Consider the following 12,496-nt stretch of genomic DNA (forward strand, 5'->3'; position numbering starts at 1 on the left):
GGGCGAGCGTTCTGTGGGCCCTCTTGCGCGACAACAGGGTGTTCACCCCCGAGCTGCCGGTCGCGCAGGCGGCTTGACTTCGTCATTGAGACTCCTCCTGTCGTAGGTGCGCCGCGACCACCAGCTGGCCGAGGGCCAGCCCGCCGTCGTTGGGCGGGACTTCGCCGTGGCGCAGCACCGCGAAGCCGTCCTCGGTCAGCAGCCGCGCGCACTCCTCCTCCAGCAGGGCGTTGGCGAACACCCCGCCGCTGAGCGCGACGGTGGCCAGTCCGGTCTCCTGACGTGCCCGCCGGCAGACCGAGGCGACGGCCCGCGCGACGCCGCGGTGGAAGCGGGCGGCCAGCACGGGTGCCGGGACGCCCCGTCGCAGATCGGCCACCAGCGCGCGCAGCACGGGTGCCGGGTCGAGGCCGGCGGCGAAGGCGTAGGCCGAGGGGTCGGCGTCCCAGGAGGCCGCGGCCGCGGCCTCCAGTTCCAGCGCGGCCTGGGCCTCGTATCCCGCCCGGTGGCAGACGCCCACGAGGGACGACACGGCGTCGAAGAGCCGCCCCATGCTGGAGGTCGCCACACAGGCCAGACCGCTCGACAGCTGCCGCCCCAGAACGGCCCGTTCGTCGGGCGCGCAGGCGCTCACGCAGGGCAGGTCCGGATCCCACGGCAGGCCCGCGGCCCACAGCCGGGCCAGGGCCAGCCGGCACGGGTTGGCCACGCCGGCGTCCCCGCCGGGCAGCGGGGCGGGGGAGAGGCGGGCGCAGCGCCGGAAGCCGGTGTAGTCGGTGAGGAGGATCTCGCCGCCCCAGACGGTGCCGTCGTCGCCGTAGCCCGTGCCGTCGAAGGCGACACCGATCACCGGCGTCCGGCCGTCGAGGCCGTGCTCGGCCATCGCGGAGGCGATGTGCGCGTGATGGTGCTGGACCCGCACCGGGGCGTGCCCGGCCAGCCGGGCGGCCCACCGCGCCGAGTGGTATCCGGGGTGCCGGTCGGCGGCCACGAGCCGGGGGCTCACGCCGGTCAGGCACCGCAGGTGCGCCTCCGCGCGGCGGGCCGACTCCAGGGTGGCCAGATCGCCCATGTCGCCGATGTGCGGGCCGAACCAGGCCTGGTCGCCCTCGCCGAGGCACAGGGCGTTCTTCAGGTCGCCGCCCACCGCCAGCGCGGGCCGCACCGGCACCGGCAGGCGCAGCGGCCGCGGCACGTACCCCCGGGAGCGGCGCAGCACCTGCTCGGTGCCGTCGGGCCGGACCCGCAGCAGGGAGTCGTCGCAGGGCGAGGCGATGGGTCGGTCGTGGGCGAGCCAGGCGTCGGCGAGTCCGGCCAGCCGGGTCAGTGCCTCGTCGTCGTCGGTGACGATGGGCTCGCCGGAGCGGTTGCCGCTGGTCATGACGAGCAGGCGGGGGCCGGGCGGGTCGCCGGGCAGGCCGAACAGCAGGGCGTGCACGGGCGTGTAGGGGAGCATGACGCCGAGGTGCGGGCTGCCGGGGCAGACGCCGGGCGCCAGGTGCGTCGCCCGCGTGCGGCGGCGCAGCAGGACGATGGGGCGCCGGGGGCCGGTGAGGGCGGCCTCCTCGGCGGCGGACGGCTCGGCGATCCGCCGTACGGCGTCGAGGTCCGCGGCCATCACCGCGAACGGTTTGCCGCCGCGGGCCTTGCGCCCGCGCAGGGTGTCGACGGCCCGCGCGTCGGTGGCGTCGCACGCCAGGTGGTAGCCGCCCAGGCCCTTGACGGCCACGATCCGCCCGCCGGCCAGCAGCTCCCGGGCCGCCGCCAGGGCCGCCTCGTCCCGCGCGGGCCGCACACCGCTGCCGGAGGCGGGCACCAGGCGCAGCCGGGGTCCGCAGCCGGGACAGGCGACGGGCTGGGCGTGGAAACGCCGGTCGAGGGGGTCGCCGTACTCCCCGGCGCAGTCGGCGCACATCGGGAAGCCGCTCATGGTCGTGACGGCCCGGTCGTAGGGCATGCCGGTGGCGATGGTGAAGCGGGGGCCGCAGTGCGTGCAGGTGACGAAGGGGTGCCGGTGCCGGCGGTCGGCCGGATCCGCGAGCTCCCGCAGGCAGTCGGCGCAGGTCGCCGTGTCGGGCGGGAGGTGGGTGCGGCCCGGGGAGCGGTCGGTGGAGCGGATCGCGAAGGCGCCGCCCGTACCGGTGGCGGGCAGGTCCTCGAAGCCGACGCCGGTGACGGCGGCCAGTGGCGGGGCCTGGGAGCTCACCTGGTCACAGAAGTCGGCGACGGCTTCCGGCGGTCCCTCGACCTCGATGAGGACACCGCTCGCCGTGTTGCTCACGAAGCCCGTGAGGGCGAGGCCGGTGGCCAGGCGGTGCACGAAGGGCCGGAAGCCCACGCCCTGCACGGTGCCGCGCACCAGGACGCGGCGGCGTACCGCCCGGGTGGCGGGCGCGGTCACGGGACGAGGCCGGCTGCGGCGCCCTCGTGGGTGTGCGTGTGCGGCCGGGGCGTCAGCGGCGGCCGGTGCGCCGGGGCCCCGTCCCGTACGGCGAGGACGCGCTCCAGCAGCGCGTCGACCCCGGCTCCGGTGCGGGCGCAGGACCGCACCACCTCCACCCCGGGGTTGACCCGCTGGACATGGGCCGTGAACGCGGTCTCGTCGAAGCCGGCCGGTCCGGCCAGGTCCGTCTTGGTGAGCACCACCAGATGGGCGGAGCCGAAGGCCGTGGGGTACTTCAGCGGCTTGTCCTCGCCCTCCGTCACCGCCATCAGCACGATCCGCAGGCTCTCGCCGAGGTCGTAGGACGCGGGGCAGACGAGGTTGCCGACGTTCTCCACGAACAACAGCGAGGTCCCGTCGGGCAGCCAGCTCTCCAGATGGCCGCGCAGCTGCCGGGCTTCCAGGTGGCACAGCCCGTCGGTCAGCAGCTGCTTCACCGGGGCCCCGGAACGGGCCAGCCGGTCGGCGTCGTTCTCGGTGGCCAGGTCGGCGGTGAGCGCGGCCACCGGAAGGCCCCGCTGCACCGCCCTGGCCAGCACCCGCCCGAGCAGTTCCGTCTTGCCGCTGCCGGGGCTGGACAGCAGGTTGATCACGCTCATCGAGCGACGGGCCAGCTCCTCGCGCAGGCCCGCGGCCAGATGGTCGTTCCTGGCCAGGACGGCCTGAGTGACCTCTTCCACGGAATCGCACATGGGCGCCGCTCCTCGCGGTGGGTGGGGAAACCGGTCCGTCAGCCATCCTCAGCGCCGCCGCCCGGCGTCCCCGGCAGCCCGGCCGGGGACAGGGCGGCGGATTCGTCCGGGCGGCTCAACGGGGGCGTGGCCGCGGGGTCGTCGAGCAGCACCGGCACGAGGGTGTGCAGCGCGGTGACCGCCCGCCCGACCGCCTCCCGTACGGTCGCGCTGACGCCCGGGGCGATGTCCTCGCCGGCGGGTGCCCGCAGCTCGGGCTCGCAGGCGAGGACCAGGACGCGGGGGAGCGGCTCGTCGCCCAGGTGGGCGGCCAGCGCGAGGACCTTGGCCGGGTCCATGCCGTGCGCCTCGGGGGGCGCGGCCGCGCCGGTGCCGCCGGGCAGTTCGGGCTCGATCAGCGACAGGGTGCCCGGCTCGTGCCCGCGTACGGCCGCGTCGACCAGGACGGCCGTGTCGTAGCCGTCCAGCAGCGCGTACGCCAGGTCCATGCCGCGGATGCCGAAGTCCCGTACGCGCACCCCGGGCGGCAGGGGGCGCCGCTCCAGGGCGCGGATCACCTCGGGGCCGAAGGCGTCGTCCGCGAGGAAGATGTTGCCGACGCCCGCCACCAGCAGCCGCGCGCTCACCGCGCGTCTCCGGTGGTCAGCGGCCGGGCGGAGCCGTGCGGGAGCTTGCGGACGAAGGCCGACCGCAGGGCGTGGTACGACGCCTGGGGGTCGAAGAACACCGCGCGCATCCGGGCGAGTTCCTCCCGCCGGTACTCGGCGAGGGGCCGCCGCTCCTCGTCCGAGCGCCGCGCCCCGGCCTTGGTGTTGATCCGGCGGGGCAGGTCCGGGTCGCCGGCGAGCGCGGCGGCCAGTTCCTCCGTCTCGGCGGTGAACCGCCCGGCCGGGACCGGCACCACGTGGTCCACCAGGCCGATGCGCGCGGCGGACGCGGCGCTGACCGGCAGTGCCCGGGACGTCAGCCGTTCGGCCGTCTCGGCCCCGACGCGGCGCGGCAGCGTGTACGTCCAGTACTCCGACCCGTACAGGCCCATGTTCCGGTAGTGAGGGTTGAGGACGGCGCCCGCCCGGCACCAGATCTCGTCGGCGGCCAGGGCGAGCATCACGCCGCCGGCCGCCGCGTTGCCGCCCAGGGCCGCCACCACGAGCCGGTCCGTGGTGCGCAGGACCGCCTCCACCAGGTCGTTCATGGCGTTGAGGTTGGCCCAGGACTCCTCGGCAGGGTCGGCCGCCGCCTCGATGACGTTGAGGTGGATGCCGTTGGAGAAGAAGTCGCGGCAGCCGCCGAGCACCAGGACGGAGGTGGGACGGGTGAGCGCGTACCGGTAGGCGGCGAGCAGCCTGCGGCAGTGGGTGGTGCTCATCGCCCCGCCGGGGAACGAGAACGCCAGGAAGCCGAGGGAGCCGCGCTGCCGGTAGCGGATGTCGGTCCAGGTGGTGCGGTCCGGGGGCAGTTCCAGGGGGGCGGCGATCTCCGGGAGCCAGTGCGGGCGCTCACTCGAACTCGGCATGCCCGGGCCGGAGTCGGGCGGCACCGGGAAACCCGCGAGGACCGAGGCCGCCGGGCGGCGGAACGGGGCCGGGTCGCCGGAGCTCCTGCGGGGGCGCAGTTCAGGGATCCACACCGCGCCGTCCCGCGTGGCCCGGCACAGCGCGCCGGACCGGGTGGCGAGCAGTTCCCCGGGCTCTCCGCGCAGGCGGTCCTCGCGGTGCCCGCCGTGCAGGAACACCTCCCGGCCGCAGAGCTCGTCCAGGACCCCGGGCTGCGAGTCGGCCCCGCGCAGCTTGCCCAGCACCGTGTCCGTGTCGTCGTGCTCCCAGTCGATCCGCCGCTGCTCCTGCCGGAGGAGGTCGCGCCACACCACGCGGATCCCGGGGTCGCTCTGCGGCCGCGGTTTGAAGGATCCCTCGGCGTAGCGCCGAACCGCCTGCAGCACGGCGGCCGCGGCGGCGTCGGACAGCTCGTTGCGGTACACGTCGCTCTTGCCGGCCGCGGGCACCGGGAAGGAGCCGTCGGCCCACACGTCGCCCGCGTCCATCGCCGCCTCGGCCTGCAGCACCGTCACGCCCCACTCGGACGCCTCCTCGGCGATCGCCCAGTCCAGCGAGGACGGGCCGCGGTCGCCGGGTGGCCCCGGGTGCACGATCAGGCAGGTGTGCTCCTGCCAGACGTCCTGCGGCAGGGCCGACTTCAGCATCGGGGCGACGATCAGCTCCGGACGCACCTCGTGGACGGCGGCCCGGACCGCGTCGGTGCCGTGCGAGGCGAGGACGACGTCGACGCGGTGGCCCTCGTCGGACAGTTCGGCGTAGACACGCTGGGACAGGCTGTTGAACGCGCTGGCGACGAGCAAGATGTCCATGACACGGCATGGTCGCCCGTCGGGGGGAGGCCGCGAAGGACATCACGGCGTTTCGCCGCCCGCTTCCGCTTGCTGGCCTACTGCTGCCGGGCGGCCGCCCCGCGGGCACGGGGGCCGAGCGGATCACGCCTCGCGCAGGTCCTTCACCCGGCGCAGCTTGCCGAGGGAGCGCTCCAGGGTCTCCGGCGCGACGACGGTGACGTCGGCGGAGACGCCGATGCCGTCCTTGATGCCCTTCACGATCGCCCCGGCGGCGGTGTCCCGCTGCTCCGGTCCGGTGCCGGGGCGGCTCTCGACGCGCACGGTCATGTGGTCCAGCCGGCCGCGCCGGGTGAGCTGGATCTGGAAGTGGGGGGCGACACCGGGCGTGCGCAGCACGATCTCCTCGACCTGGCTGGGGAAGACGTTCACCCCGCGCAGGATGATCATGTCGTCGCAGCGGCCGGTGATCTTCCGGATGCGGCGGAACGCGGGCCGGGCCGTGCCGGGCAGCAGCCGGGTCAGGTCGCGGGTGCGGTAGCGGACGATCGGCAGCGCCTCCTTGGTGAGGGACGTGAAGACCAGCTCGCCCTCCTCTCCCTCGGGCAGCACCTCGCCCGTGATCGGGTCGACGACCTCGGGGCAGAAGTGGTCCTCCCACACGTGCAGCCCGTCCTTGGTCTCCACGCACTCCTGGGCCACCCCCGGGCCGATCACCTCGGACAGGCCGTATAGGTCGACGGCGTGGATGCCCGTCCGCTCCTCGATCTCGCGGCGCATCTCCTCCGTCCAGGGCTCGGCGCCGAAGATGCCCACCCGCAGACCGCTGCCGCGCGGGTCGACGCCCTGCCGCTGGAACTCGTCGAGCAGGGTGAGCATGTAGGACGGGGTGATCATGATGATCTCGGGCCGGAAGTCCTGGATGATCTGCACCTGGCGGGCCGTCATGCCCCCGGAGGCCGGGATCACCAGACAGCCGGCCCGCTCGGCGCCGTAGTGCGCGCCGAGGCCGCCGGTGAACAGGCCGTAGCCGTAGGAGACGTGCACCTTGTGTCCCGGGCGCCCGCCGGCCGCGCGGATGGAGCGGGCGACCAGGTCGGACCACATCGACAGGTCGTTCTCCGTGTAGCCGACGACCGTGGGGCGGCCGGTGGTGCCGCTGGAGGCGTGGACGCGGCGCACCCGGTCCATGGGGACGGCGAACATGCCGAAGGGGTAGTGGTCCCTGAGGTCGGCCTTGGTGGTGAAGGGGAAGCGGGCCAGGTCCTCCAGGGAGCGGCAGTCCTCGGGCGTCACCCCCGCCGCGTCGAACTTCTCGCGGTAGGCCGCCACGTTCTCGTAGGCGTGGCGCAGGCTCGCGCGCAGGCGGTCGAGCTGCAGTGCGCGCAACTGATCGCGGGTCAGGCGCTCCGCGTCGTCCAGCAGCGCCTCGGGGAGGGGCTCGCCCCGCCGCTGTCCGGCCGCGCCCGTGCCCCGGGGGGCCGTCGTCCCGCTCGTCATCCCGTCTCCTCGGACGTCGTGCTCCTGATGCTGTCGCTGAGGCCCCGGAACTCGGCTATCACCTCGTCGCCGCGCCGGACGCTCACGTCGTAGAGGCCGCTGCGGCCGAACCGGGTGCGCTCCTCGGCGCGCGCCTCGAGGACGTCGCCCTCGCGCGCCGGGGCCACGAACGTGATGGCGGCGCCGGCCGCGACGGTCACCGGGCCGCGGCTGTCGCAGGTGAAGGCGCTGTCGGCCAGCAGGAACACGTAGCCGCCGTGGGCGATCCCGTGCCCGTTCACCATCGACCGGGTCACGGTCATCCGGAGCACGGCCGTCCCCCCGCCCTGCTCCAGCAGCTCGATCCCGAGCCCCCGGGAGGCCTCGTCCGCGGCGAACATCGCCTCGGCGGCCGTCGTCGCGTCAGCGGCATGGGTCACTGCTCCCACCACCTCGTAGCCCGACCGAACATTCGGTTAGCTTCGGTTCCGCCAAGTAATCAAGCCGCTCCGGCGCCTGTCAAGGGCCGGGGAGTGGCCGAAGGGGCTTACCAAGGCGCGCCGGCTTGTCCTACCATGTACCGAACGAATGGTCGGTTGGGAAGTGGGACGGATGGACACGACACACTCCAGCCCCCCGGGGGCGGACGGCACCGAGCCGGTTCTCCAGCAGCACTTCGACGCGACGATCGCGCGCGACCAGCGCATCGAGCCGCGGGACTGGATGCCGGAGGGCTACCGGAAGACACTGATCCGGCAGATCGCGCAGCACGCGCACTCGGAGATCATCGGCATGCAGCCGGAGGGCGAGTGGATCACCCGCGCCCCGTCGCTGCGCCGCAAGGCCATCCTCTTCGCGAAGGTCCAGGACGAGGCCGGACACGGGCTGTACCTGTACTCGGCGGCGGAGACCCTGGGCGCCGACCGCGCCGACCTGACCGAGCGGCTGATCGAGGGCCGCCAGAAGTACTCGTCGATCTTCAACTACCCGACACTGAGCTTCGCCGACGTCGGCGTGATCGGCTGGTTCGTGGACGGCGCCGCGATCTGCAACCAGGTGCCGCTGTGCCGGTCCTCCTACGGCCCCTACGCGCGCGCGATGGTGCGGATCTGCAAGGAGGAGTCCTTCCACCAGCGGCAGGGCTACGAGCTGCTGATGACGATGATGCGCGGCACCCCGGAGCAGCGCGAGATGGTGCGGGACGCCGTGAACCGCTGGTGGTGGCCGTCGCTGATGATGTTCGGCCCGCCCGACGACGCCTCGCCCAACTCCGCGCGGTCCATGGCGTGGAAGATCAAGCGGCACAGCAACGACGAACTGCGTCAGCGCTTCGTCGACATGACCGTCCCGCAGGCCGAGAAGCTCGGCGTGACGCTCCCCGACCCGGAGCTGCGCTGGAACGAGGAGCGGGGCCACCACGACTTCGGCACCCCCGACTGGGACGAGCTGATGCGGGTCATCAAGGGCGACGGCCCGTGCAACGAGCAGCGGACGGCACGGCGCCGTACGGCCCACGAGGAGGGCGCCTGGGTGCGTGAGGCGGCCACCGCCCACGCGGCCAAGCAGGCCGCCCGCACGCGGAAGGGAGCGGTGGCATGACCGCCGAGAAGCAGGACTGGCCGCTGTACGAGGTGTTCGTACGGGGCAAGCGCGGCCTGAACCACGTCCACGTGGGCTCGCTGCACGCCGCCGACGACCGCATGGCGCTCACCCACGCCCGCGACCTGTACACCCGGCGCAACGAGGGCGTGAGCATCTGGGTGGTCCGCTCCGAGCACATCGCCGCCTCCACCCGCGACGAGAAGGACCCGTTCTTCGCGCCCAGCGCCGACAAGGTCTACCGGCACCCGACCTTCTACGACATCCCCGCCGACGTCCCGCACATCTGAAGGAGAGGGCATGAGTGACGACCACGTCTACCTGACCCTCGCCGAGGGCCACGAGGACGACACCCGCTGGGCCTACGGCACCGGCTTCGAGGACCCCCTGCACGGTGTCGACACCACCGTGCCGGACGACGTCGACGCCGGTGAACTGACGGACCTCTGCGTCACCCTGGCCGACGACGCCCTGGTCTCCTCCCAGCGGCTCGCCGAGTGGACCACCCGCGCCCCCGAGCTGGAGGAGGAGGTGGCGCTGGCCAACATCGGGCTCGACCTGCTCGGCCAGGCCCGCCTGCTGTACTCCCGCGCGGGCCAGGCCGACGGCACCGGCCGCGACGAGGACGCCTTCGCCTACTTCCGCGACCCCGGCGACTTCCGCAACGTCCGCCTGGCTGAACTCCCCAACGGCGACTTCGCGTTCTCGATCGTGCGGCTGCTGGTGTTCTCCACCTGGCGCCTGGCGCACTTCGAGCGGCTCACCGCCCACCGCGACCCGGTCCTCTCCGCCGTCGCCGCCAAGGGCGTCAAGGAACTGGCCTACCACCGTCAGTACGCCGCCGAGTGGGCCGTGCGCCTCGGCGACGGCACCGAGGAGTCGCACCGCCGGACGCGCCGGGCGCTGGAGCAGGCCGGCCCCTACCTTGGCGAGCTGTTCACGGCCTGCGACGTCCGCGACGAGGTCGTCGCCGTGCTGCGCCAGGTCACCGAGGCGGCCGGGCTGCCGATGCCGGTCTACCGGCCGCTGCCCGGCTCGGGCCGCTCCGGCGAGCACACCGGGCATCTCGCCCCGCTGCTGGCCGAGTTGCAGAGCGTGGCCCGCGCGCACCCGGAGGCGACATGGTGACGACGCTCCTGGACGCCCGGCGGGCCCGGCGGATCGCCGGGCAGGTGCCCGACCCCGAACTGCCCATGCTCACCCTGGCCGACCTCGGCGTGCTGCGCGAGGTGTCCCTGGAGCCGGACGGCACGGTGGTCGCGAGCCTCACCCCGACCTACTCGGGCTGCCCCGCCATGGCCGAGATGCGCGCCGGTGTGGCCGCCCGGCTGCGCGACGCCGGGTACGGGCGCGTGGAGATCCGCACCGTGCTCGACCCGCCGTGGAGCAGCGACTGGATCACGGCGGACGGCCGCCGCAAGCTCGCCGAGCACGGCATCGCCCCGCCGGGCGCCGCACCCGCGCGCTCCGCGGGCCCCGTCCCGCTGGTGCTGTCGCCGACCCGCCGCTCGGTGGCGTGCCCCCGCTGCGGCAGCGCCGACACCGAGGAGACCTCCCGCTTCGCCGCCACGGCCTGCAAGGCCCTGTGGCGCTGCCGCGCCTGCCGCGAGCCGTTCGAGTACGTCAAGGAGATCTGATGGAGGACCTGATCGAGCCGGCCCCCGCCCCGGCGGCCCGCGCCCGTGCCCGCCGACGCCCGGTCTTCCACGCCCTGCGGGTCGCCGCCGTGCAGCCGCTGTGCGAGGACGCGGCGGCCGTCGGCTTCCACGTCCCGGACGGGCTCGCCGAGGAGTTCGCCTTCGCCCCCGGCCAGTCCCTCACGCTCCGGCGCGAGATCGACGGCCGCGACGAGCGCCGCTCCTACTCGATCTGCGCCCCCGCCGGCGCGGCGCCCCGCATCGGCGTCCGCGTCGTACCGGGCGGCCTGTTCTCCTCCTGGCTGGTGCACGAGCTGCGCCCCGGCGACACCGTCGAGGTGATGGCCCCGACCGGCGCCTTCACCCCCGACCTCAGCACCCCCGGCCACCACGTGCTGATCGCGGCCGGTTCCGGCATCACGCCCATGGTGTCCATCGCCGAGTCCGTCCTGGCCGCCGACCCCCGCTCGCGCGTCACCCTCCTCTACGGCAACCGCCGTACCGGCACCGTGATGTTCGCCGACGAGCTGGCCGACCTGAAGGACCTCCACCCGACGCGCTTCCAGCTCGCCCACGTCCTCTCCCGGGAGCCCCGCGAGGCCGAGGTGCTCTCCGGCCGCCTCGACGCCGAGCGGCTCTCCGCGCTCGTCGACGCGCTGGTCGACGTGGAGTCCGCCGACCACTGGTGGCTCTGCGGCCCGCACGGCATGGTCCGCGCCGCCCAGCAGGTCCTCACCGGCCTCGGCGTCCCCGCCGACCGCGTCCACCAGGAGCTGTTCTACGCCGACGACGAACCCGTCCGCGAGGTCCGCCACACCGAGACCGGCCCGTCCGGCCCGGTCAGCCAGGTCACCGTCACCCTCGACGGCCGCTCCACCACGTCCGCCCTGCCCCGCGACCGCAGCATCCTCGAGGGCGCCCAGCAGACCCGCCCCGACCTGCCCTTCGCCTGCAAGGGCGGCGTCTGCGGCACCTGCCGCGCCCTGGTCACCGACGGCAAGGCCGACATGCGCCGCAACTTCGCCCTCGAACCGGCGGAGGTGGACGCGGGCTACGTCCTCACCTGCCAGTCGTTCCCGGTGTCGGAGACGCTGACGGTGGACTTCGACACCTGACGGCCCCGGCGGGCCGGCCCCCGGGGTCCGCCGCGCCCTCCGGTCCGGCCGCCCCCGGGTGGTCCGCGGGCCCGGCGGCCAGGGACCGCCGCTCCCAGTCGCCCAGCGCCTCCTCGACCGTGCCGCCCGACGGCTCGCAGATCAGCGCCTGGTGCGCCAGGTCTCCAGCACGACCGTGCGCCCCCTCATCCCCGCCGCGGCGCGCACCACCTCCTCCGCTCCCGCGCCCCGCAGCGTCAGCGCCGTGAACGCCTCGTGGATCCGCTGGGTCCGGCGTATCGCCTCCGCCTGGTGGCCGAGGATCAGGGCGTGGGCGACCTGGGTGACCTCCAGGAAGTTGACGTCCCGCGCGAGCGTGACCAGGGGGAGGTCCCGTGCGCGGCAGGCCTGCACCAAGGCGTCGGGCGGGCGGTGGTAGCGCCGTACCAGCTCGATGACCAGGGCGGCGGCCCCCACCTCCTCCGTGAGCTCCTCGACGTACCGGCGGACACCGGCGGCGTCCTCCGGCAGGGGCATGCCCGTGGTCAGGACGAGCTCGCCGCCCTTCAGGAAGGACGCCGGGTCCGTCAGCTCGGTGACGTGCACCCAGCGCACCGGCCGCTCCAGCCGGGCCGGACCCGTGGCGACCTGCGGCCGGCCGGCGGCCAGGACGGGCAGGGCGAGGACGTCGGCGACGGTGGGTGCGCGACCGGCCCGGGCGGAGTCCCGGCCTCCCGGCGGGGTGTGTGCGTCCCCGGTGTCTGCCCGCCCGCTCACCCCGGCAAGGCGGCGTCCGCCCTCGCGATAGCCGCCGCGCACGGGCGGACGGGGCGTGAGGGGGACCGCGGTTGACACTGATGAGCAGGGCCTGGCCAGGCTCGCAGGGCGGCACCTACGGCGCCGGCGCCGTCGCCTGCGCCGCCACCTGCGCGACGCTGGACGTCATCCGCGCGGAGAGGCTCGTCGAGAACGCCGAGGCCATGGGCGAGCGGCTGCGCCAGGGCCTGCAGGCGGTGGCCGACCGCACCCCGGGCATCGGCGACGTCCGCGGCCTCGGCCTGATGCTCGCCAGCGAGTTCGTCCACGAGGACGGCAGCCCCGACCCCGAGACGGCCGCGCGCGTCCAGCGCGCCGCCGTCGCGGGATCGACGAGTTCCTGGAGTACCAGTACCTCGCGGTGCCCGTGCGGTGAGACGGTTCCCACC

The 12,496-nt window shown here is 74.6% G+C and carries 11 protein-coding genes and 2 pseudogenes; 6 read left to right on the forward strand and 7 right to left on the reverse strand.

Annotated elements, in window-relative coordinates; genetic code table 11:
- Positions 1-82: 82 nt before the first annotated feature.
- The 6 genes from hypF to paaI all read right to left on the reverse strand — a co-directional run bounded on the left by hypF (position 83) and on the right by paaI (position 7,362).
- A complete protein-coding gene (gene hypF / locus ACFW6P_RS25100) occupies positions 83-2,401 on the reverse strand; it encodes a carbamoyltransferase HypF (protein ID WP_386353539.1) in 2,319 nt (772 codons plus the stop codon).
- Positions 2,398-3,135 (reverse strand): hydrogenase nickel incorporation protein HypB, encoded by a 738-nt coding sequence (gene hypB, locus ACFW6P_RS25105; RefSeq protein ID WP_386353538.1) that lies wholly within the window; start codon positions 3,133-3,135, stop codon positions 2,398-2,400. Before hypB ends, hypF begins: the two co-directional genes overlap by 4 nt.
- Positions 3,136-3,173: 38 nt before the next feature.
- Positions 3,174-3,761, reverse strand: a complete 588-nt coding sequence (locus ACFW6P_RS25110) for a hydrogenase maturation protease (RefSeq protein WP_386424867.1) — start codon at positions 3,759-3,761, stop codon at positions 3,174-3,176.
- On the reverse strand, positions 3,758-5,503 hold the full coding sequence (locus ACFW6P_RS25115; protein ID WP_386353535.1) for a hydrogenase maturation protein: 1,746 nt from the start codon (positions 5,501-5,503) through the stop codon (positions 3,758-3,760). The genes ACFW6P_RS25110 and ACFW6P_RS25115 overlap by 4 nt, the downstream gene beginning before the upstream one ends.
- 123 nt (positions 5,504-5,626) lie before the next feature.
- On the reverse strand, positions 5,627-6,982 hold the full coding sequence (paaK, locus tag ACFW6P_RS25120; RefSeq protein ID WP_386353533.1) for a phenylacetate--CoA ligase PaaK: 1,356 nt from the start codon (positions 6,980-6,982) through the stop codon (positions 5,627-5,629).
- Complete coding sequence (gene paaI, locus ACFW6P_RS25125) at positions 6,979-7,362, reverse strand: hydroxyphenylacetyl-CoA thioesterase PaaI (protein ID WP_386353548.1); 384 nt, start codon at positions 7,360-7,362, stop codon at positions 6,979-6,981. Before paaI ends, paaK begins: the two co-directional genes overlap by 4 nt.
- Before the next feature lie 211 nt (positions 7,363-7,573).
- On the opposite strand from paaI, the gene paaA reads away from it, so the two are divergent.
- The 5 genes from paaA to paaE are packed head-to-tail and all read left to right on the forward strand — an operon-like array spanning position 7,574 to position 11,312.
- The gene (gene paaA, locus ACFW6P_RS25130; protein WP_386353531.1) at positions 7,574-8,560 is read left to right on the forward strand and encodes a 1,2-phenylacetyl-CoA epoxidase subunit PaaA; all 987 of its coding nucleotides are present in this window, start codon (positions 7,574-7,576) and stop codon (positions 8,558-8,560) included.
- Positions 8,557-8,850, forward strand: coding sequence for a 1,2-phenylacetyl-CoA epoxidase subunit PaaB (gene paaB / locus ACFW6P_RS25135; protein ID WP_386353529.1), 294 nt, complete (start codon positions 8,557-8,559; stop codon positions 8,848-8,850). Before paaA ends, paaB begins: the two co-directional genes overlap by 4 nt.
- A gap of 10 nt (positions 8,851-8,860) precedes the next feature.
- Positions 8,861-9,688, forward strand: coding sequence for a 1,2-phenylacetyl-CoA epoxidase subunit PaaC (gene paaC, locus ACFW6P_RS25140; RefSeq protein WP_386353527.1), 828 nt, complete (start codon positions 8,861-8,863; stop codon positions 9,686-9,688).
- Entirely contained in the window at positions 9,682-10,197 is a 516-nt protein-coding gene (paaD, locus tag ACFW6P_RS25145) for a 1,2-phenylacetyl-CoA epoxidase subunit PaaD (RefSeq protein WP_386353525.1), read from the forward strand. Before paaC ends, paaD begins: the two co-directional genes overlap by 7 nt.
- Complete coding sequence (gene paaE, locus ACFW6P_RS25150; RefSeq protein ID WP_386353523.1) at positions 10,197-11,312, forward strand: 1,2-phenylacetyl-CoA epoxidase subunit PaaE; 1,116 nt, start codon at positions 10,197-10,199, stop codon at positions 11,310-11,312. Before paaD ends, paaE begins: the two co-directional genes overlap by 1 nt.
- 37 nt (positions 11,313-11,349) lie before the next feature.
- On the opposite strand, the pseudogene ACFW6P_RS25155 reads toward paaE, so the two are convergent.
- Positions 11,350-12,068: pseudogene (locus tag ACFW6P_RS25155) on the reverse strand (PucR family transcriptional regulator ligand-binding domain-containing protein); the annotation flags it as partial.
- Positions 12,069-12,145: 77 nt separating this feature from the next.
- Between ACFW6P_RS25155 and ACFW6P_RS25160 the strand changes: the two are divergent.
- Positions 12,146-12,430 (forward strand): annotated as a pseudogene (locus ACFW6P_RS25160) (aminotransferase class III-fold pyridoxal phosphate-dependent enzyme); the annotation flags it as partial.
- Between the last annotated feature and the right edge of the window lie 66 nt (positions 12,431-12,496).

This window comes from Streptomyces sp. NPDC058741, from assembly GCF_042746715.1.
GTDB lineage: Bacteria > Actinomycetota > Actinomycetes > Streptomycetales > Streptomycetaceae > Streptomyces.

Bases quoted from the DNA above. Each gene is read 5' to 3' on its own strand.
- ACFW6P_RS25115 (WP_386353535.1), bottom strand. From the start codon at position 5,503: ATGGACATCTTGCTCGTCGCCAGCGCGTTCAACAGCCTGTCCCAGCGT.
- hypB (WP_386353538.1), bottom strand. From the start codon at position 3,135: ATGTGCGATTCCGTGGAAGAGGTCACTCAGGCCGTCCTGGCCAGGAAC.
- paaE (WP_386353523.1), top strand. From the start codon at position 10,197: ATGGAGGACCTGATCGAGCCGGCCCCCGCCCCGGCGGCCCGCGCCCGT.
- paaA (WP_386353531.1), top strand. From the start codon at position 7,574: ATGGACACGACACACTCCAGCCCCCCGGGGGCGGACGGCACCGAGCCG.
- paaC (WP_386353527.1), top strand. From the start codon at position 8,861: ATGAGTGACGACCACGTCTACCTGACCCTCGCCGAGGGCCACGAGGAC.
- paaK (WP_386353533.1), bottom strand. From the start codon at position 6,982: ATGACGAGCGGGACGACGGCCCCCCGGGGCACGGGCGCGGCCGGACAG.
- paaD (WP_386353525.1), top strand. From the start codon at position 9,682: ATGGTGACGACGCTCCTGGACGCCCGGCGGGCCCGGCGGATCGCCGGG.
- paaB (WP_386353529.1), top strand. From the start codon at position 8,557: ATGACCGCCGAGAAGCAGGACTGGCCGCTGTACGAGGTGTTCGTACGG.
- paaI (WP_386353548.1), bottom strand. From the start codon at position 7,362: ATGTTCGCCGCGGACGAGGCCTCCCGGGGGCTCGGGATCGAGCTGCTG.